This window comes from Sphingomonas spermidinifaciens, from assembly GCF_002351485.1.
Taxonomy (GTDB): domain Bacteria; phylum Pseudomonadota; class Alphaproteobacteria; order Sphingomonadales; family Sphingomonadaceae; genus Sphingomonas; species Sphingomonas spermidinifaciens.
The window spans coordinates 708674-728837 of record NZ_NWMW01000002.1 but is presented as its reverse complement, the minus strand read 5'-3'; the positions used below and the strand labels follow the sequence as shown (position 1 = coordinate 728837).

Annotated in this window: 11 protein-coding genes; 3 read left to right on the top strand and 8 right to left on the bottom strand. The window is 68.5% G+C overall.

Going from position 1 to position 20164, the window contains the following annotated elements:
* Positions 1 to 38: 38 nt before the first annotated feature.
* The 7 genes from COC42_RS13500 to COC42_RS13470 form a co-directional block, all read right to left on the bottom strand.
* Positions 39 to 3239: a TonB-dependent receptor gene (locus COC42_RS13500; RefSeq protein WP_176484685.1), complete on the bottom strand. Its 3201-nt coding sequence runs from the start codon at positions 3237 to 3239 to the stop codon at positions 39 to 41.
* Between the two features lie 97 nt (positions 3240 to 3336).
* Positions 3337 to 3906 (bottom strand): GDSL-type esterase/lipase family protein, encoded by a 570-nt coding sequence (locus COC42_RS17990; RefSeq protein WP_425442861.1) that lies wholly within the window; start codon positions 3904 to 3906, stop codon positions 3337 to 3339.
* 179 nt (positions 3907 to 4085) lie between these two features.
* Complete coding sequence (locus COC42_RS13490; protein WP_176484684.1) at positions 4086 to 5540, bottom strand: carboxylesterase/lipase family protein; 1455 nt, start codon at positions 5538 to 5540, stop codon at positions 4086 to 4088.
* Complete coding sequence (locus COC42_RS13485) at positions 5537 to 8944, bottom strand: glycosyl hydrolase 2 galactose-binding domain-containing protein (protein WP_096344207.1); 3408 nt, start codon at positions 8942 to 8944, stop codon at positions 5537 to 5539. The genes COC42_RS13490 and COC42_RS13485 overlap by 4 nt, the downstream gene beginning before the upstream one ends.
* A 76-nt stretch (positions 8945 to 9020) precedes the next feature.
* A complete protein-coding gene (locus COC42_RS13480; RefSeq protein ID WP_096344206.1) occupies positions 9021 to 9962 on the bottom strand; it encodes an ROK family protein in 942 nt (313 codons plus the stop codon).
* 47 nt (positions 9963 to 10009) lie between these two features.
* Positions 10010 to 11185 (bottom strand): glycoside hydrolase family 26 protein, encoded by a 1176-nt coding sequence (locus COC42_RS13475; protein WP_141395855.1) that lies wholly within the window; start codon positions 11183 to 11185, stop codon positions 10010 to 10012.
* Positions 11186 to 11187: 2 nt separating this feature from the next.
* Positions 11188 to 14571, bottom strand: a complete 3384-nt coding sequence (locus COC42_RS13470) for a TonB-dependent receptor (RefSeq protein WP_176484683.1) — start codon at positions 14569 to 14571, stop codon at positions 11188 to 11190.
* A 165-nt stretch (positions 14572 to 14736) separates the two neighbouring features.
* On the opposite strand from COC42_RS13470, the gene COC42_RS13465 reads away from it, so the two are divergent.
* Genes COC42_RS13465 through COC42_RS13455 form a run of 3 tightly spaced genes read left to right on the top strand, consistent with a single transcriptional unit; the run spans position 14737 to position 18960 of the window.
* Positions 14737 to 16224 carry a tryptophan halogenase family protein gene (locus COC42_RS13465; protein ID WP_096343806.1) on the top strand — a complete coding sequence of 496 codons (1488 nt, stop codon included), beginning with the start codon at positions 14737 to 14739 and terminating at the stop codon, positions 16222 to 16224.
* Positions 16178 to 17431, top strand: coding sequence for a tryptophan 7-halogenase (locus tag COC42_RS13460; RefSeq protein WP_176484682.1), 1254 nt, complete (start codon positions 16178 to 16180; stop codon positions 17429 to 17431). Before COC42_RS13465 ends, COC42_RS13460 begins: the two co-directional genes overlap by 47 nt.
* On the top strand, positions 17428 to 18960 hold the full coding sequence (locus tag COC42_RS13455; protein WP_096343804.1) for a tryptophan halogenase family protein: 1533 nt from the start codon (positions 17428 to 17430) through the stop codon (positions 18958 to 18960). The genes COC42_RS13460 and COC42_RS13455 overlap by 4 nt, the downstream gene beginning before the upstream one ends.
* On the opposite strand, the gene COC42_RS13450 is transcribed toward COC42_RS13455, so the two are convergent.
* Positions 18957 to 20162, bottom strand: coding sequence for an ROK family transcriptional regulator (locus COC42_RS13450; protein ID WP_096343803.1), 1206 nt, complete (start codon positions 20160 to 20162; stop codon positions 18957 to 18959). The genes COC42_RS13455 and COC42_RS13450 overlap by 4 nt on opposite strands.
* Positions 20163 to 20164: the final 2 nt, after the last annotated feature.

Genomic DNA, 20164 nt, shown 5'->3' with positions numbered 1-20164 from the left:
CGTCCTTCTAAGACGGCGACGGACCGAGGGGGAGGGCTTTAGAAGCGGGCGCGCACGCCCGCGATGAAACGCCTTTCGTAGATGTTTTCCCAAAGAACCTGATCCTCGAAGGTCAGGTAATAGCGCTCGGTCTCCGCGGTCAGGTTCGAGGCCTGCCCGTAGACGGTCAGCTGCGGCGTGATGTCATAGGCGATCGACGCATCAAGATAGTTGGTCGGCTTTTGATACTGGGCAAGCCCGGCGATGCCCGCATAGTCCGACGACACCAGCCGTTCCGACCGATAATTGTAGGCGACGCGCGCCGACAGGCCGTATTTCTCGAACCACAGCGCGACGTTCGCCTGATGCTTCGAATTGTCCTGGAACGGCTGGTCCTTGCCCGCCAGGTCGACACGACCGGTATCGCCCAGCGACAGCGTATAGTTGGCATCGACGCCGAACCCGCCGAAGAACCCGTCCACGCCATAGTCGGCGAGCGACTGGCGTGCCGAGACCTCGATGCCCTTCAGCGTGCCGCCCGCGCCCTGCACGATCGTGTTAACCGGCACGCTGCGGCGGATCACCCCGTCATTGTCGGGGATGTCGCTCCGGTTGATCGTCGCATTCTCGATGAAGCTTTCGACCGACAGGTAATAGGCGCCAATTGCGATCAGGCTTGACCGGCCGGTATAGTATTCGAGACTCGCCTCGACATTGTCCGACCGCCATGGATCGAGTTGCGGGTTGCCGCGCGAATTGGCTCCCGTCGCGGCGAAGATCGGCGCACCGCCGCCCGGATTCGTCTGGATCGCATAGTTGATGTTGAGCCCGCCGCCCCACTGGAGGAAGTCGAGCAGCGTCATCGTCTTGGAATAGGCCCCGCGCAGCCTAAGCTTGTCGGTCAGGTCGAGCGCGACGTTGAACGCGGGCAGGAAGTCGGTGAAGTTGCGCTCGACCGTCACGTCGCCGCCGTCGATTCCCGAGACGCCGTAAGGCTGCGGCGCGCCGACGACGTTCTGGCGCACCTGGAAGCGGGTGTTGACAATCCGCACGCCGCCATTGGCACGCACCGGCAGACCGAACAACTCGCCCTCGCCATCGACTTCGAGATAGCCCGACAGCTGCTGGAGCTGGATGCCGAACGAATCGGCCGGGTTCACGTTGTTGATGCTGCCCGGATAGAAGCGGTTCTGGAACGCCTCGCTGTCGTCGAGCGCGCGGGGATCGAGGACGTAGAGGTTCGGCGTGCCCGCCGCGGGCAGGCCGTATTGCCTGAGAAGACCCGCGAACGCCGGGTCGTTGCCCTGGCGCGTCAGGCCGGCGGTATAGGGAACGCCGGCCGCATCGCGAACCTGGCAGTTCGGATCGTTCAGGTTGACGTCGAACGCCTTCCACTTGACCAGGCACCCCGCCGCCGGATTGGCGGGATTGTCGGTGTTGCCTGCATAGAAGGGCGAGACGCGCTCGAAGGTGAATTGCTCGACCGACCGTTCGCCGTAGCGCGCCCCGAACTTCAGCGTCACCGCATCGTTGGCCTGCCATTCGGCATCGCCGCGGACCGCCCAGAGATCGCCGTCCTGATAGACGTTGTTCTCGGACGAAATCGTCTTCAGGCCGTAGCGGCTGATGTCTTGCGTCTGCGCGAGGAAAGCGTCGGAGAAGCCGAACACCGGGGCGCCCGACGAATAGTCGACCGTCGCCTTCTGGCCGTAGACGCGGTAGCCGGTGGGATTGAACCGGCGATCGCCGCCCACCGAGGCAGGGTAATTGCCAACCCCCTCATACGCCCATTGATAGCCGTCGGTCAGGCTGAACTGGGCATAGCCCTGATCGCTCTTGCGGCTGGCCTTGCCGTAAATGCCGCGCAGCGTCGCCTTGAAGCCGGTGTCGTTGTCCCAGTCGAGCTGCAGATTGTAGTTCTGCGATGCCGACTTGATGCGGAACGTCTCGGCATAGCTGTCGAAATTGGCGAGATCGTAGGCATAGGTCTGGACGGTGTTCAGGTTGTAGCCGCCGACGACCGCGCCGGTATCGCGCGAATTGGTGGGCAGGTACGGCGCCGACTGCCAGTCGACCATCTGGAACTGGAAGCCCGCAGTGCGGTCATACTGAGTCTGGCGCGTGTAGAAGCCGTCGGCGGTCAGCTTGAGTGCGTCGCTGAGCTCAATCTGAAGCGAGGCATTGGCACCGAAGCGCTCGCGGCTGGTGATGCGGTTCCAGGCGGTGTGCGATTGCGGCGTGATGAAGGTGTCGTTGGCATCGCCGTCGCCGTTGACGTCGAAGCCGACGATCGCGCCTGCGGCATTGCGCACCGGCGTGCCGCGGCTGGCGGTCAGCGGCGCACAGCGGGTGCCGCCGGTCGCGGGTGCGACGCTGGTCGCCGCGGTGGGCACGATGCACGACGTCGCCGGATCGGCATCGGTGTTCGGCCCGATATTGTAGAGGATGTTGCCCGCGGCATCACGCTGGTAGTTCCCGACCGCGAAGTCGCCGGGATTGGTCGCGCTGCCGCCCTCGTTGCGCAGCGCCACGCCGTAATCCTGGATGCCGCGATAGCTGTTGGAGAGCGTAAGGTCGCTGTACGCCGCCGACACGAGCAGCCCGACACGGCCGCTATTGTAAGCGATCAGGCCGTTGAACGACGGGTTCCACTTCTTCGTCCGGTCGCCATACTGCGCCTCCGCCGCGCCGGCGATCGTGAAGCCCTGCTTGAGGTCGAAGGGCCGGCGCGTGAGCAGGTCGACGGTGCCCGACAGGCCCGCCTGCTGCAGCGAGGCAGTCGAGGACTTGTAGACCGTCGCGCCCGAAAAGAGCTGCGAGGGGACGTCGTTGAAATTGGGCTGGACTGTCGTCACCGAATTGGCGCCCAGGAACTGCTCACCATTGAGCAGCGTCGTCACCTGCGGCAGGCCGCGGATGTTGAGGCCTGCGCCCTCGCCCGCCTCGCGGCGGATCTGCACGCCCGGGATGCGCTGAAGCGAGTCCGAGATGGTGACATCGGGCAGCTTGCCGATGTCCTGCGCGCTGATCGCATCGACCACCGTTGCGGCGTTGCGCTTGACGTCTATCGCGCGGGCCTGTGCGGCGCGGATACCGGTGACGATGATCTCGTCCTCGGCTCCGACCTGATCGGCGGGCTGCGCCGCGGCGGCGGAGTCGCCCGAGGCCTGCGGATCCTGCGCGAAGGCGGGCGTCGCCAGCATAGCTAGGCTCGACGTTGCGAGCATCAGCGTCTGACGCGCGGTCAGCATCCCCTTCATCATCCTCACTCCCGATATTCGGCGACTGACGCGCCTTTAATAAGAAACGATTTATTTAATCGTTGGAATGTGAGGGAGTGTCAACCCGCATCCGCCTTCAAATCGGTCGATTTATGGTCATAAGCTTATTCACGTTTGGATTATCAGCTTGGAGTCGGAGCCGTCCGAGGATCGGTGCCAACACGAGCTCCATCGCCGCATAGCCCGCCGCGGTCGGATGCACGCCGTCATGGGAGAGCGAAGAGAGAATGCCGCCGCGCCCGTCGCCGAGCACCGGGCTGTAATCGACATGGATCGCCTTTGTCTGCCGCGCATCGTTGGCGATCCAGCGGTTGATCTCGGCGATCGGCGCGATCGTCTCGACGCCCGGCCGCCAGGGAAAGGCGGCGGCGGGCGGCACGTTCGTCAGCAGCACAATGATCCCGTTGGCGCGGGCCAGCATCGCCATCGCGGCGAGGTTGTCGCAGGTCTGCTGGCGCGTCATCGGCCCGGTATTGCGCGCAATGTCGTTGGTACCGGCCATGATATGGACCGCTCGCGGCCGAAGGGCGACAACATCGGCCATCATCCGCACCAGCATCTGCGGCGTCGTCTGTCCGCCGATTTCGCGCCCGACCCGGCCGGAAGAAGTCGGGCCGCTGGCCGCGCCACCCCTCCGTGATCGAATCGCCCATGAAGACGATGTCGGTCTTCGCCCCCCTGGCCTTCAGCGCCGCATTCTTGGCGGCATAGCGGCCGAGCCAGGCCCAGTCCTCGCGCAGGCGGTATCGGCGGCATCGTCAACCCGCGCGGCGGCGGGGATCAGCGGCAGGGACGCTCCCGCGGCGAAGAGCTGGCGTCGGTTCATCACAGGGCCTCCGTCAATGCGCAGACGGGCTCGCGAAGGCGCGCGCCCGTGCCGACGCCTCCGTTGCCGAACACGATGTGCCGCTGGGTTCCAGCATCGAAGCGCGGCCAGCCGGGCAGCCCCGCGCCGTTGGGATTGCCGGTCCGCGCGAAGTTCGCCCAATAGTCGAGCAGCGACAGCTTGGCCGCCCGCGCGCTGCCCCAGAAATAGCCGATATCGACCGCGTGCGCCGTCCGCCCGCCATCGCCCGACAGGTCGAAGTCGTAGCGCCAGACGGGTGCGCCCGTTGCGGCGATCGCCATCGCCATCCGCCCCGCCGGGCAGCGAAAGGTCGCGTCGGTCGCGATCTGCTGGTCGATCGAGCCCATCCGCGGATCGGCCGCCGGATCGCGCCCGCCCAGACCGTAGAAATGGCGCGCCGCCCCCTCGTTCGCGCCGAAGCTCAGGGCGACGAACGCATCGCGTGCCGCCCGCCCACCCGGCAGGTCGAGCTCGAAGCGGTTCGACCCGACGATCGCCGGCCGCGGCGGTGCCTTCGCCATCAGCGCCGCCGGGTCGGAAGGGATCACCGTCCCGTCGATCGTCGTGCGCAGCCACAGGTAATCGTCCGCCGTCAGCCGGGCGTCGTGCAGCTTCAGGTCGGCGGCCAGCAGCGCGTTGGCCGATGCACGGCGCAGCGCCGCGATCGAACCGTCGGTACCGAGCGCCGCATCGACCTGATCCCCCAGCCACAGCGCCTCGTCCAGTGGTCGCGGCGGCAGGCCAAAATTGGGTGTGCCCGATTGCATCACCGCTTGCGCAAACAGCCCGCGCGCGGCGGGGCTGGCGATCAGAAGTCCCACATCCTGCGCGCCCGCGCTCTCGCCCGCGATCGTCACGCGCGCGGGATCGCCGCCGAAGCGCGCAATGTTGGCCTGCACCCAGCGGAGCCCCGCGATCTGGTCCATCAGCCCGTAATTGCCCGCATGGCCATCCTCGACCGCGCCGCGATGCGCGAGGAAGCCGAAGATGCCGAGCCGGTACTGCACCGAGACGACGACGATGTCCTTCGTCACCATCGGCGTTTCGGTCATGCCGCCCGCGCCGGCGCGGTTGCTGCCGCCATGGATCCAGACGAAGACCGGCCGCTTTCCCGTGAGCGCGGGCGTCGCGACGTCGATCGTTAGGCAATCCTCGCTCGCGAACACGTGGCTCGCGCGGTTCCAGCCATAGTCGTTCTGGAGGCAGGCGGGCGCGGCCCGTGCCGCATCGGCGACCCCGCGCCAGCGCTCGACCGCGGCGGGCTCGCGCCAGCGCCGCTCGCCGAGCGGCGGCGCGGCATAGCGGATGCCGCGAAAGATCAGCCGGTCGGCCGCGGCGCTGCCCCGCACCTGCCCGCCCGTCACCGCGACGACGGGCGGCTCGGCCGCCGCCACCGTCGCCGGGGCAAGGAGCAGCGCGAGCCAGCGCCTCACCGGATCGCCACCCCCGCCTCGGCAACGTTCCACCCGCGCAGCGACAGGCGCGGGCTGGCCGTCACACTCGCCGGATAGCGCACCGTGATCGTCCGCGCCTCACCAGGCAGCAGCGCGACGTAATTGTCGCTATAGTAAGCCGGCAGGATGCGCGCGCCCTTCTCGTCGGTCAGCGTCAGCTTGGCATTGAGCGCCGGCACTTGGCCGCGGTTGGTGAGCGTCACCGCGATCGCGCGATCCTCGCCTTCAGTGACGGGAGCCGCGGCTAACGCCTCCACGCTTGCCGCACCCATCGTGTTCAGCGCCCGATACGAAGCCTCGCTAGCGCCGCGCCAATAGAAATTGTCGGCGACGACCTTCCCGCCCGCATCCACCAGTTCGAGCTTCACCAGCACGACCGGATTGGCCGCATAGAGCTGCCCCAGCGGCACCGCCGCCAGCGGCGTTGCCCGGTTGGCGAGCGCATCGAGCCTGTCGGTCCGCGCGAACAGCTCGGCATTGTCGAGCCCGACGACGCGCGTCCGTACCGTCAGCCCCTTGGCATCGCCCTGCGTCGTGTTGAGCACGACCAGCTCGTTGCCCGGCAGGTTGAGCTGGACGTGGAGCGGCTGCGTCGCCTTCTTCGCCCCGTAATAAGCCGCGTGGGTGTCATAGTCCCAAGAATAGATCTGCCATGCGTTCGACGGCCAGGCAGGATGCGTCATCCAGAGCAGCCGCCCGCTGTTCTTGGTCCAGAGATGTCCCAGGAAACCCTCGTACATCGCCTTGTGCGTCTCGAGGTTCATCATCTGCGCCTTGCGCTCGAAGTCCTCGAAGCTGGTCGCCGGGCCGAACATCGTGGCGAGGCTCGCCATGAACGTCTTGGTGTCGCCGTTCCCCGCAAAATGCCAGTCGTGATAGGCGAGTACGTCGGACAGTGGCCAGCGATCGGCCTCCGGCACGTAGCTGCGCACCGATTCGAGCGTCGAGAGCGAGGGCGTGCCGGTCTCGACCGAAAAGCCCGTCGCCAGATCGGTGAAGTAACCGGCCGGCGGGCGGTAATTGTACGGCCCCGACCCCTGCAGATTGACGACGTTCGAGCTGCCGGTGAACCAGCGCGTCCCGTCGAGGTCAAACACCGCATCGTCCAGCCCCTCGTTCAGCGCGGGATAGGGCACGCCCTCGTTCCGGCCGAACCACAGGATGATCGAGGGATGGTTGCGATAGCGCGCGATGGTGTCGCGGGCGTTCGCCAGGAAGAGCTGCGGGTCCTGCGGCTCGACCTGGAAGTTCTGCGTCGACTGCCAGAAATCGTTCATCACCATCATGCCGTTCTCGTCGGCAAGATCGTAGAACTCCTCCTCGCTGTTGTTGCCCATCCAGTTTCGGATGATGTTCATGTTCGCCTCCTTCTGGAGGCGGAAGAAGGGCTTGAGCCAGTCATAGCTGACGCGCTTCATCGCGTCGTCCATGCCCCAGTTGCCGCCGCGCGCGGCGATGCGCACGCCGTTGACGCGGATCGTCAGGTGCGGCTCGGGCAGGTCGTCGCCGATCGTCTTGACGGCGCGCGACGTCTCCCCCGCAGCCGTCAGCGATTCGGCCCAGCCGGTCGGGCTCTGCTTGATGCCGGTGTGCGTGACGTCGATCAGCTTCTCGCGCTTCAGCCCGCCATCGGTCGTTTGCACGTTGACCCGGCGCAGCTTGCCCGCCCGGTCGAACAGCGACAGGTCGTAGCTCACCTCGCGGATGCCGAACCGGTCCGCGTGGGTGTCCGACACCGCGCCGTCCACCACCGCCTCGAACGCGATGTCGTAGAGCGCGGGGTCGCCATAGCCGTTGGGCCACCACAGCCGCGGATTGGCGACGCGAAGCTGCGCGAACTCGGCAGGGGTGAAGCGGACCACGCCGTTGCCGGGGGCGATCGTTGCGCTCTTCTCGACCGACACCCCTTCGAAGCGCGCGCGGACCGTCACGGCTTTGGCGGCGTTCGATTCGTTGCGGACGGGGACGTTCAGGTAGACGTCGGCGCTGTCGGTGCGCGGCAGCGGCAGGTCGGTGACGATCTGCGGGTCGAGGATGCGCACGTCGCCATGCGCGACCAGCTCGACTGGCCGCCACAGCCCGGTGTTGCGGTCGCGGATCCCGGGGATCCAGTCCCAGCCCTCGGTCGCGACGAAGGTCGGGCCGTCGATCGCCAGCTGGCCGCCATTCTCGCCCACCCCGCCGGCGATCGACTGTTCGTGCGGGATGCCCGGATGCGGCGGCGGCGAGACGCGGACCGCGATGACATTCTCGCCCGCCACCGGCTCGAAATCGAATTGCCCGCGGATGAAGGCGCCAATCGTGTCGCCCAGCCGCCTACCGTTGACCCACATCTCGGCGGCATAGTTGACGCCGCCGAAGACAAGGGTCGTCCGCTTGCCCGCCGCCTCGGCCGGCACAGTGAACGCGGTGCGATACCAGTAATCCTGCCGCGACAGGCTCTCGGGGATCTTGAGGTTGTTGAGCCCGTAATAAGGATCGGGATAGACGCCGCGATCGACCAGCGTCTGAAGGACGGTGCCCGGCACCGTCGCCGTATGCCAGCCGCGTGTCGTCGCCCCCGGCCGCGACAGCGCCGCGCCGCCGGCCTTAACCTCGGGCGCGGCGGCGAGTTGCCAGCCGTTGATCTGCCAGCGGCCCGTGCCCGTCGGCTGGAGTTGGGGCGCCGCGGGCGCAGGCTTGGCGACCGGCGGGTTGTAGGCGACCTCCGACTGCGGCAGCGTCCACGGGTCCTGCTGACGCCAGAGCCCGGTATTGGCCTTGTTCTGCCACTCCCAGCCGACGCCGACGCGCCAGATCTGAACGAGGTCGAATTGCGGCCGCGCGGCGACCATCGCCGCCACTTCGCGCCCGCCCGCCGCGCCGGGCGTCACCTTCGCCTCGATCAGCGTGCCGCTGAAGTGGCGCGTGCCCGGCGGGGCGATCGCGATCCGCGGCGCGACGGCCGACGCCCGCGCCGCGCCGATGCCGGCGCGCCTGCCGTCGATATAGAGGGTGACGCTCGATCCGTCGGACACCGCCGCGACATGCGTCCAGCGCCCCGCCGCGATCGGCGCACGCGCCGTCACCCGCGCATCGCCGTCACGCAGCGTCAGCCGCCCCTCGTCCAGCGAGAGGCAGCGGCACGCCGCTGCCGGATCGCCGAGCGCGACGAGCACTACCTCGCCCGGCTGGCGCGCGTCGGGCCGGACCCAGGCAGAAATGGTATAGGGCGCGCCCGCCGCCACCAGCGTCTCGGCCCGCTCCAGCGGCCGGTCGATTCCGACCCCGCCCTCGAGGAAGGCCGCGTTGTACGGCCCGACATTGGTCGGCCCCGCGATCTGCTGCGCCGCAGCGGCCAGCGGCAGCAGCGCGGCACCGGCAAGCAGAAGCTTCGAGAACATGCCCATCGGCCAGCAACCTCTCTTTAAGCGATCGTTTTTATGATTGATGGGGTTGTGCGAAATGGCAGGGGCGCGATCAAGCGGTTTTGGCCGCTATCGTCGCGAGCGCCGCCGCCATCGCGATCGGGCCCAGCGGCCCCGCCGCATCGCCCAGCGCCGGCGCGGTCACGAACGGTGCCGGCGGCAGCTCGACATAGCCCGCGACGATCGCGCGCAGCCGCGCATCGATCCGCGGCAACAGGAACGGCCGCCCGTTGGCGACGCCGCCGCCGATCAGGATGCGCGCGACCCCCGTCGCCAGCACGATCGCCTGGCAAAGCTGCGCGGCGGCCTCCACCACCCCGTCCCAGACCGGGTGATCGTCGCCGATGTCGCTCAGCGGCGTCGAACCCAGCCGCGCATGAATCGCGGTGCCTGACGCCAGCCCCTCGACACAATCGCCGTGGAAGGGACAGCTTCCCGGCCAGTCGTCGCCGGGCAGGCGCGGCACGCGCATATGGCCGAGCTCGCAATGGCCGATCCCGCGCGTCGCCCGGCCATGGACGATCAGGCCCACGCCCACCCCGGTCCCCAGCGTCACATAGGCGAAGTCTGACAGCCCCAGCGCCGCGCCCCATTTTGCCTCTGCCAGCGCGGCGCCGTTGACGTCGGTGTCGAAGGCGACGGGCACGCCGTAACGCCGCGACAGCCGCGCGGCGACATCGGTCTGCTGCCAGCCGGGCTTGCTGGTCGAGGTGATGTGCCCCCAATCGGCGGTGCCGGCCGCAAGCCGCACCGGGCCGAACGACGCGACGCCCAGCGCCGCGAACCCGCCGGCCGATCGCCAGCCGTCGAGGACGCGCTCGATCGCACCCAGCGTCGCGTCGGGGCGGGTCGTCGGCACCGTCGCCTGATCGACGATCAGCCCGTCGGGGGTCGCCAGCACGCAGATGCACTTGGTCCCGCCCAGCTCGACCCCCGCCAGCAGCGACACCCCCTCTGGCGGAATGATAAGCGTTCGGGAGGGCAGCACGGTCATGTCGTCGTCACCAGTCTGATGGGCCGGCGATTCCGGCGCGGCGGATGTCATTGCGCCGCGGCGCGGGCGTAAAGATCGGGGAGCTCGCACTCGAGCAGGATGTCGGGGCGGTCGGTGAACGCCTTGAAATCGGCAGCACTCGCCTGGCCCGGATAGGGGGCGTAGAAATGCTCCTTGCGGTCGAAGGATGGATTGGCGTTGCGCCAGACCAGCACCCAGGCGATGCCGCGCGTGTCGGCATCGGTGTCGATCCCGCGGCCGAGCACGCCGGTCCACCATTGGGGATCGGGGATCGCCTCCAGCCCGGTTTCGGTGAGCGCGGCAACCTTGCCGCGCTCGCGCGCCAGCCGGACGAGCGTGCGCAGGCGGTTGGCGAACACGTCCCGCGTCGCCGCCGACTTGATCGAGTGATAGTCGTCATAGCCGAGCACGTCGATCACGTCGTCGCCGGGATAGCGCTCCAGATAGTCGATAGCGCTGTCGAACACGTCGGTCGAATAGGCGTAGAGCAGGTTGCGCAGACCCCGCCGGTCGCGCAGGTGCGTCACCGTCATCCGCCACAGCGCCTTGAACTCGGCCGCCGTGGCATGGTCGCGGCCCCACCAGAACCAGCTGCCGCTATGCTCGTGCCAGGGGCGGAAGATCACCGGGATCGGCGTGCCGTCGGCCGCCTTCAGGCTGGCGAGGAACTCGGCCGCGGCATCCAGCCGAGCCATGTAGCGATCGTGCAGGTCGCCGCCGGGCAGGATGCGCGACACCGCCGGCGCGGCGACGTTCCAGGCGTCGCCGCCATTGGCGGGATTGCCCTGATGCCAGGACAGGGTGACGACTCCGCCGCGTGCGTACCCCTGCTCGATGAAGCCGCGCAGCCGTGCCGCGCCCGCCGGGTCGATCGCATCGCCGCCCTTCGTGAGCGCGCCGTTCAAGTCCCAGCCATAGACCGCGGGGAAACAGCCGGCGACGTCCTTGACGTCCGACCGATCGGCCTCGCCGCGCCAGCGATAGCCGTAAGCGAGCGTGTCCTGGTGGCCGAACAGCGTCGCCCGAGGCGCGATGCTACGCAGCGAGGCGAACAGCGCCTGCGTCTCGCGCGTCGCCGCACGATCGGCGGTGCCGGCCGGCGCATCCCCGGCGGCACGGGGCGCCGCCGGCGGGGTGGTCGCACACCCCGCCAGCATCAGTCCCGCGGCCAGCGCCGCGCGCATCCATCCCCGCTCGCGCATCGTCACAGCGTCAGGCGGACGCTGAGCTGGAATTGGCGATCGCTCTTGAAGAACGAGCGCGGCGCCTCTAGCCCGTCACCGTTCAGGACGAAGCTCGTCCTGATCTTGTAATCGAACAGATTGTTGACGGTCAGGCCGATCTTGAAGTTCTGATTGACCGTATAGAAGAACGCGGCATCCGCCGAGTCCGTTGGCAGGCTGTACACCGGCAGGAACGGGAAACAGCAGTCGCGGTTGCTCAGCAGGAACTTCGACCGCCAGTTATAGGCCAGCCGCGCATAGATGCCGTATTTGTCGAAGAAGATCGACGTGTTGACATTGTGCTTCGACAGCTGCGGAAGCGGCAGGTTGTCGTACAGGCCAGTAATGTCCTGCGGCGGCTGGTTGCCGTCGCCCTCGTTCGGGGTCGGGTCGGTGGAGGGGCGGAAATCGGGCGGCGACAGGATGACGTTACCGGCATCGATATAGGTGTACGCCGCCTGGATGCCGAGACCCCCGAGCGCACCGGGCAGGAAGTCGTAGGTCTGCTGATAGGCGACCTCGATCCCCTTGATCTTGCTCGACCCCTCGGCATTGGCCGGACCTGTCAGCTGCAGCGCGTAGGTCGAGCCGCCATTTTCGAAGTCGCGGGTAAAGCCGCTGTTCTGGACGATAACGTCGGTCAGGTTCTTGTAGAACAAGGTCGCGGTTAGCGAGCCCACGCGCGCGAAATACCATTCGGCCGACAGGTCGAACTGGTCGGACTTGATCGGCTGCAGGAACGGGTTGCTCGCCCGCGCTTCGAACACGCCGGTATTGCCGTTGAAGCCCAGCGAGACAAAGTTTCTGAGGTCGCCGAAATTGGGGCGATTGATCGCCTTCGACGCGGCGAAGCGGAACGTCAGCTTGTCGTTGACATCGAACCGCAGATTGAGGCTGGGGAGCCAGTTGTCGAAGGTCTGCGTCGCCACCTGCGGCACCGAAGCACCGTTGGCGAAGGCAAGTGCCGCCGCCTGCTGGGCGGCGGTCACGCCCGGACGGCAGAGCGCGGGGATCTGCGACGTGGGCGGTGCCTGGCCGGTATTGGGATCGACCTCGGTCTGCTCGGCGCAGAAGCTGGCGAAATCAGCGAAGCCGTTCGGCAGCACCTGGTTGCGCTGCGGATAGTTGATCGCGCCCGCCGCCTCGTCGGTGGTCCGCACCCACCGCACGCCGACATTGCCCGAGAAGCGCGAGCCACCGTCGAAGTCGGCGCCGAAATCGGCGCGGGCATAGGCGGCGATCGTCTCCTCGCTGTTCACATAGACTTCGTTGGGCTGGAAATAGCCCTCGATCAGCGCATTGAGCCCGCTGGCGGGCGTGCGATCCTCGAGCGGAGTGTAGGAGAACTGGCCCGACGGGTCCTTGGCCCGGCGCAGCAGGTCCATCAGCGCGTCATGATCGCGCAACGTCGCCTCGTTGATCGCCGGCACGCTCGGCACGCTGGCATCGCCGCGGAAGAAGCCCTCGAAATTGTTCGTGCTGATCGCGTCCGGCGTGACCGACACGAAGCGCGGCCCCTGATCGACCCAGGTCGCCGACAGCGACCCCCAGTTGTTGTAGTCGTTGGTCCGCACCGTCTGCTGCCGCTTCGAATAGCGGCCGCCGACGCGCACCTTGCGCAGGAAGCTGTCGTCCGAGACGTCGTATTCCAGGTCGCCGCGGAAGGCGTACTCGTCGCCGTCGTTGATCGATCGGTTGTTGAAGGCGTTGTTGTAGAACCAGCTGTTCGGGCTCCCGAAATAGCTGGCGGTGTCGAAGCCCGGGGTGACGAAGCTGACATTGGGCAGCCCGCCGGTCAGGTCGATCGACACGTTCGAGAAGGTGTAGATGTCGACGATGTCGTCGGTGCCCTCGGCCTCTGACTTGGCGTATTGCGCGTCGAAGTTGAAGCGCAGCCGATCGGTCGCGGCGAACTTGACGTTGAACGCGGCATCCTGGTTGGTCGACTTGGAGTAGAAATAGCGGTTGGTCGACGCCGTGTTGATGCCGCCCGGATTCACGAACTGCTCATAGGGGCAATAGGTCGAGGTATAGGGGAAGCCGTTGTTCGGGATGATGCACGGGTTGTTCGGCGTGTTGCGCGCCTGAAGATTGCCGCGGCGGACGATCGTGCCCGAGGTGAACACGCCGTCGTCGTTGAACGTGTAGTTGGCGTTCGGATTGAACGGAAACCCGTCCTGGTTGATGTACCCGGCGGGATAGGTGTTGCCGATATCGTTGTAATAGATGTTCGGCTCGACCGTGCGATCGACCCAGCTCTCGATCGACTGCGCGCGCAGATACTGCGCCGTCAGCAACAGGCGCTTGTCGGCGGTCTCGAACTGCGCCGACGCGGTGATGCTGTTGCGCTTGGTGTTGAAGCTTTGCTGGCGGAAGCCCGCGCCGCTCGGCGTATAGACGGTGTCGAAGCCCGCGGGCGTCGGAAAATTGTCGCAGACGCGCAGCTGGTACGGCGTGCCCGCATTGATGAGCCGCCCTTCATTCGGGTTGTTCCCGTCGCAGGTCACGCCGTCGAACTGCGATCCCTGGAAATCGACCCCGTCGGGCGCATAGCCATCGACGCCGTCGTCGGGTGCGTTGAAGCGCGGCAGGAACGACGAGACGAACACCGAATCGGCGCGGCTGCGCTGCTGGAAGAAGCTGCCGCCGACGAGCAGGCCCAAACGGTGCCCGTCACCGACCGTCCACTGGTTGCTGAACAGCCCCGCGAACGACCCCTCGCCGCGCTGCTCCAAGTCGCCCCAGCTCATCGCTCCCGACAGGTACAGGATGCGGTCGTTGCTGTCGAAGGGCTTGCGCGTGTTGATGCTGACGGTGCCGGCGATCCCGCCCTCGATCAGGTCGGCGGTCGCGTTCTTGAACACCTCGACCGACCCCGCCAGCTCGGCGGGAATGTCATTATAGCCGATGTCACGGCCGGCGCTGACCGCGAAGGTGTCCCGGCCGTTGAACTCGCCACGGGTGTAGGTGAGGCCGCGGATCTGGACGCCCGAGCCCTCGACCGAGAAATGCTGCGAATCGTTGGGTGCGGCGAACCGGTCGATCGAGACGCCGGGCACGCGCTGCAACGCCTCGTTGATCGAGCGGTCGGGCAGCGCGCCGATATCCTCGGCGGTGATCGCATCGACAATGGTATCGGACCGGCGCTTGATCTCCTGCGCGTTGGCCAAGCTGGCGCGGATGCCGGTGACGACGATGTCGCCTACCGCCTGGTCCTCGGAAGAAAGGTCGGTGCTCGCCGGCGGCGGCGCGGGTTCAGTCTGCGGCGCGGTCTGTGCGGAGGCGGCCCCGTGCCCGATCATCGCCACCACCGACACGCCCGCTGCCAGGCGGAGCCCAGCCTGTCGAATCGTCATCCCCTTCATGTCCATCCCCTTTGTCATCGCCGGCCGGCGTTGATCGCCGATCCCGGTCGCGCGGCTGCACCGTGCCGTATCGTCATATCATCGCGACGAAACGCGACAAGCCATAAAAGAAAATTGATTTAATAAACTTGGTTGGACAAGTTGGAAGTAGGAGAGCGGACAAGGATGCGAACGGTCATCTTGGGGGGCGGCACCGCGGGCTGGATGACGGCGGCGGGGCTCGCGCGCCTGCTCGGCCGGGAAACCGAAGTAACCCTCGTCGAATCGGCCGAGATCGGAATCGTCGGTGTGGGCGAAGCGACGTTGCCGCACATCCGCGCCTTCAACCAGCGGCTGGGCATCGACGAGGCCGCGTTCATGGCGGAGACGCTCGGTACCTTCAAGCTCGGCATCGATTTCCACGACTTCGGCGCGATAGGCGAGGCGTACATCCACCCCTTCGGCAGCTTCGGTGCGCCCATCGGCGATGTCGGCTTCCATCATTACTGGCTGCGTGCGGGGGCGCCGGCGCCGCTCGAGCGGTTCAGCCTGCCTTGCCTCATGGCGCGCGCCGCCCGTTTCGCGCACCCCGACCCCACCGAGACGGCCGATCATGCCGGCTATGGCTATGCCTATCAGTTCGACGCGACGCGCTTCGCCCCGTTCCTGCGCGCCCGTGCCGAGGCGGACGGCGCGGTCCGCATCGAGGGGCGCGTCGTCGGCGTCGAGCGGCATGGCGAAAGCGGCGACGTTGCGGCGCTGATCCTCGCCGACGGGCGACGGGTCGTGGGCGACCTGTTCGTCGACTGCTCGGGCTTCGCCGCGCGCCTGATCGAAGGGGCGCTGGCCGCGCCGTGGGAGGATTGGTCGCGCTGGCTGCCCTGCGACCGGGCCGTCGCGCTCCCCTGCACCGCGCCTGCCGGCCGGGTCGAGCCCTATACCCGCGCCACCGCGATGGCGGCGGGCTGGCGCTGGCGCATCCCGCTGCAGCACCGGGTGGGCAACGGCTATGTCTATTCGAGCGCGCATCTGGCCGACGAGGCCGCGGCCGACGCGATCGCGGCGGCGCTGGACGGCCCGGCCCTGGCCGAACCGCGGCTGCTGCGCTTCCGGGCGGGGCGACGCCGGGCAAGCTGGGTGGGCAACGTCGTGTCGGTGGGGCTGGCCAGCGGCTTCCTCGAACCGCTCGAATCGACCAGCCTCTATCTGGCGCAGATGGCGATCACCGAGCTCGTCGAGCTGTTCCCCGACGGCGCGATCGACCCGCGCGACCGCGCCGAGTTCAACGTCCGCGTCGATCACGAATATGACCGCATCCGCGACTTCCTGATCCTCCATTACACCGCCACCCGGCGCGACGATTCGGACTTCTGGCGCGACATGCGCGCGCTGACGCTGCCCGACACGCTGGCCGAGCGGATCGAGCTGTGGCGGGCGACGGGCCGTGTCGCCCAATATTCGCACGGCCTGTTCCTCGAGCCGAGCTGGATAGCGGTGCTGATCGGCCAGGGCATCCTGCCGCATGGGATCGATCCGCGCGCCGCCGCCGCCGATCCTGCCCGGCTGGGTCGCGCGATGGCGGCGCTCGATGCCGATCTCGCGGCGCGCGTCGCCGCGATGCCGGACCATGCCGCCGCGCTCGGGCTGCACGCGCGTGCAGCGGATGCCGCCTGAGGTGCCGCCGCGCGTCATCCTGGTCGGCGACGGCACCGCCGCCCTGCTCGCCGCCGCCGCGCTGGCCCGCATGCTGCCGCCCGGCCATTTGATCTGGCTGGCGCCGTTGACGCCGCCCGCGCCGATTGACCATTGCGCGCGCCTGTGGCCCGTCGCCGAAGCGTTTCATGCACGCATCGGCCTGCGGCCCGAGGCGCTTGCCGCCGCCGGTGCGCACCGCCATTCCGGCGAGCGGTTCGAACGCTGGCCGGGTCCGACGCCCTGGGATTTGCCCGCAGATGCCGAACTGATCGAGCAGCCGCAGCTCGACGCCTGGCTCGCCGACCGCCGCCGACCGCTCGCCCCAGCGCCCGATCCCGCCGCCCCGCCGACGCGGATCGATCCGGACGCCTATGCCCGGCTGCTCGGCGCACATGTCGCGCGGCTGGGGGTCGAGCGACGCGCCGTCCCGCATCTCGGAATCGAACGGCGATCCGATGGGGGTATCGCCCGGCTGGTCGCCGACGGCCACGGTGTCGAAGCCGATTGGGTCGTCGATGTGTCGGCAGGCCTCTCGCCCGCGCCACTCCGCCCCGCGCCGACCGCGACCGGTCTGATCGCGATCGGCACCGCCCCGCGCGAGCCGCAGACGCGCTTGCGTGCCGCCGCGTTCGGCTGGATCGGCGGCGGCATGGCAGGCTTCGCCCCCGGCACCGACCCCGCCGCCGCGCGCCGGCGTTTCCGCACCGAAGCGGCGGTCGAGCCCCGCGCGATCGCGCCCGTCGCGCAAGGACGCCGCACCGGCTGGGCCGCCAACGTCGTGTCGCTCGGCCCGGCGGCGTTCGTCCCCGATCCCGTCGCGCGGCTCGACCTGGCGCTCGTCCAGTCCGGCCTGCTTCGCCTCAGCACGATGCTGCCCGCTGGTGCACCGCTTGGCGTCGAGATCGCCGAGGCCAACCGCCGCGGCGAGAGCGAGCACGACGCCGCTGCCGATTATGCCCGCGCGCTGACGACGATCGATCGCGAAGGGGCCTTCTGGACCGCCGCCGCCGCGCTGCCCGTCTCGCCGATGCTCGCCCGCCGGCTGGACCTGTTCGCGCGCCGCGGCCGCCTGCCCCCGGTCGAGGACGATCCGGTCCCTCCCGGCCAGTGGCGCGCGGTGCTCGCCGGGCTGGGCCATGCGCCCGCGCGGCCCGATCCGCTCGCCCGTGCGGGGCTGGCGGCATGAGCGGCGGCGCGGGTCCGATCCGCGACGTCGTGATCGTTGGCGGCGGCACCGCGGGCTGGATGATCGCCGCCGCCGCCGCGCGCTTCCTGGACGACGGGCAGCGGCGCATCACCCTGATCGAATCGGACGCGATCGGAACGGTCGGCGTGGGCGAGGCGACGATCCCGCCGATCCTGAACTTCAACGCACTGCTCGGCATCGACGAGGCCGAGTTCGTCGCCGTGACACGCGCCAGCTTCAAGCTCGGCATCGAGTTCGTCGGCTGGGGGCGTGCCGAGGACCGCTACATCCACCCCTTCGGCACCTATGGCCGCGACATCCACGGCGTCGCCTTCCACCAGCTCTGGCGCAAGTTCGCGGGGCGGCCCGGCGTCGGCCGGATCGACGACTATGCGATGTCGATCGCCGCGGCGCGCGCCGGCCGCTTCGCCCACCCCGCCGCCGACCCGCGCGATCCGCGCTCGCAGCTGGCCTATGCCTATCATTTCGACGCCGGGCTCTATGCCGCCTTCCTACGACGCCGGGCCGAGGCGGGCGGCGTCGCCCGCATCGAGGGACGGATCGCCGGGGTCGATCGCGACGCGGCGAGCGGCAACGTTCTCGCCGTCACGCTGGACGACGGACGTCGGGTGGAGGGCGAGCTCTGGATCGACTGTTCGGGGTTCCGAAGCTTGTTGCTGGGCGAGACGATGGGCGTGCCCTTTGTCGACTGGTCGCACTGGCTGCCCTGCGACCGCGCCTGGGCGGTGCCGTGCGTGCGCGTCGATCCGCTGCTGCCCTATACCCGATCGACCGCGCGGCCCGCGGGCTGGCAATGGCGCATCCCGCTCCAGCACCGGACGGGCAACGGACACGTCTTTTCCAGCGCGTTCATGACCGAGGAGGCAGCGCTCGACCTCCTGCTCACGAACCTCGACACGGCCCCTACCGCCGAGCCGCGACTGCTGCGCTTCACCGCCGGTCGCCGGACCGATCCGTGGCGCGGCAACGTGGTCGCGCTGGGGCTGGCGGCCGGATTTCTCGAGCCGCTCGAATCGACGAGCATCCACCTCGTCCAGCACGGCATTCAGCTCCTGTTCGCGCTGTTCCCCGACCGAAGCTTCGCCGGGATCGAGCGCGCCGAATACAACCGCCTGATGACCGCGCAGTTCGACGCGATCCGCGATTTCGTCATCCTCCACTATCACGCGACGCAGCGGACCGGCTCGCCCTTCTGGGACCATGTGCGCACGATGCCGATCCCCGACACGCTGGCGGCGAAGATCGCGCTGTTCCGGGAAAAGGGCCGCGTCTTCCGCTATGACGACGAGTTGTTCGCCGTGCCCAACTGGACCGCGGTGATGCTGGGCCAGGGGATCGTGCCGCGCGGCCACGATCCGGTCGCCGATTCGCTCGACGACGCGCGCATCCTCGCGATGATGGCCTCGCATCGGCGCGCCTGCGCGGCGGCGGCGGCGGCCATGCCGGACCACGACGCCTTCATCGACCGATTGATCGGCAGCAGTCGCGGCGTCAGCGCCGGGGGCTAGGCAGCGACCAGCGACAACCGCCGCGCTGCGCCCGCGTCGGCGGGCAGCAACAAATCCTCGAACGGCAGTAGCGCCGCCCCCACCGCAGCCGCATCCTCCGCCTGCGCCGCCGCCTGCACCGGCGCGAGCACCGGCGCGTTGCGGCCATGGATACGCAGCAAGGCGTTGGTCCGACGCGCCAGCTGGTCGACGATCGCCACCGGCAGTCGCCCGCCGATCAGCACCGTTTCCGGATCGATCAGGCAATTGACCGCGATCAGTGGCTGGACCAACGCTCGCGCCGAATGCTCGACCCAGGCCTGCACCTCGCGCGCGACCGCCGGGTTCGCCTGATCGGGCGATCGCACGCTCGCCCCCGCCAGCCCCGCCGCCTCGAACCGGCGGGCAAGGCCAGCGAGCGAGACGAGGTTCTGGAGCGGCACCTGCCGCCCCGCCCCGTCATCGACCATCAGGAAGCCGATCTCGCCCGACCGCCCGTTCGCCCCGCGGTCGTAGAGCGAATTGACGACCAGCCCGCCGCCCAGCGCATAGGTGACGAGGAGATAGAAGAAGCTGCCGTAGCGCTGCCCCAGCCCGAACTGCATCTCACCGATCGCGGCGGCAGCGGCGTCGTTCTCGACCCAGACGCGCAACGGATGCGGCTCGACGAACAGCGACGCGACGTCGGTGTCGGCCCATTCGCCGTAATCCGCCGGGCGGCCGGGCAGGTCGACCTCGCCGATCTGGTCGGGCAGTGCGACGCCGACGCCCGCGACCTGTTCGCGCCCGATCCCCGCGATCGCGAGCAGACGGTCGAACTCCTCGGCATGGAAGGCGCGCACGTCTGCGGGCATGGGAAACGCCATGTCGCGACTGATCCGCGCGCGCACCGCGCCGCCGAAATCAACGGCGACGAGCGTCAGGTGATCGCGGTCGATGTTGACGCCGATCGAACAGGCGCCGGCCGGATTGATCGTCAACCGGACCGCGGGCTGGCCGCGCGCCCCGCGCCGCTGGCCCGCCCGCGCGAGCAGGCCGTCGTCGAGCAGGCGGTTGGTGATATTGGTAACCGTTGCGTGCGTCAGCCCCGTCACCGCCGCGATGTCGGCGCGCGTGACGGTGCCGTTGACGCGGATTGCATGCAGGACGACGCGCTGATTATGCTGGCCGGCATGCTCGATATTGGCCCCTGCCAGCAACGATGATCGCTCACGCCCGTCCATGC

Bases quoted from the DNA above. Each gene is read 5' to 3' on its own strand.
- COC42_RS13485 (WP_096344207.1), bottom strand. From the start codon at position 8,944: ATGTTCTCGAAGCTTCTGCTTGCCGGTGCCGCGCTGCTGCCGCTGGCC.
- COC42_RS13450 (WP_096343803.1), bottom strand. From the start codon at position 20,162: ATGGACGGGCGTGAGCGATCATCGTTGCTGGCAGGGGCCAATATCGAG.
- COC42_RS13475 (WP_141395855.1), bottom strand. From the start codon at position 11,185: ATGCGCGAGCGGGGATGGATGCGCGCGGCGCTGGCCGCGGGACTGATG.
- COC42_RS13465 (WP_096343806.1), top strand. From the start codon at position 14,737: ATGCGAACGGTCATCTTGGGGGGCGGCACCGCGGGCTGGATGACGGCG.
- COC42_RS13470 (WP_176484683.1), bottom strand. From the start codon at position 14,571: ATGAAGGGGATGACGATTCGACAGGCTGGGCTCCGCCTGGCAGCGGGC.
- COC42_RS13455 (WP_096343804.1), top strand. From the start codon at position 17,428: ATGAGCGGCGGCGCGGGTCCGATCCGCGACGTCGTGATCGTTGGCGGC.
- COC42_RS13460 (WP_176484682.1), top strand. From the start codon at position 16,178: ATGCCGCCGCGCTCGGGCTGCACGCGCGTGCAGCGGATGCCGCCTGAG.
- COC42_RS13480 (WP_096344206.1), bottom strand. From the start codon at position 9,962: ATGACCGTGCTGCCCTCCCGAACGCTTATCATTCCGCCAGAGGGGGTG.
- COC42_RS13500 (WP_176484685.1), bottom strand. From the start codon at position 3,239: ATGAAGGGGATGCTGACCGCGCGTCAGACGCTGATGCTCGCAACGTCG.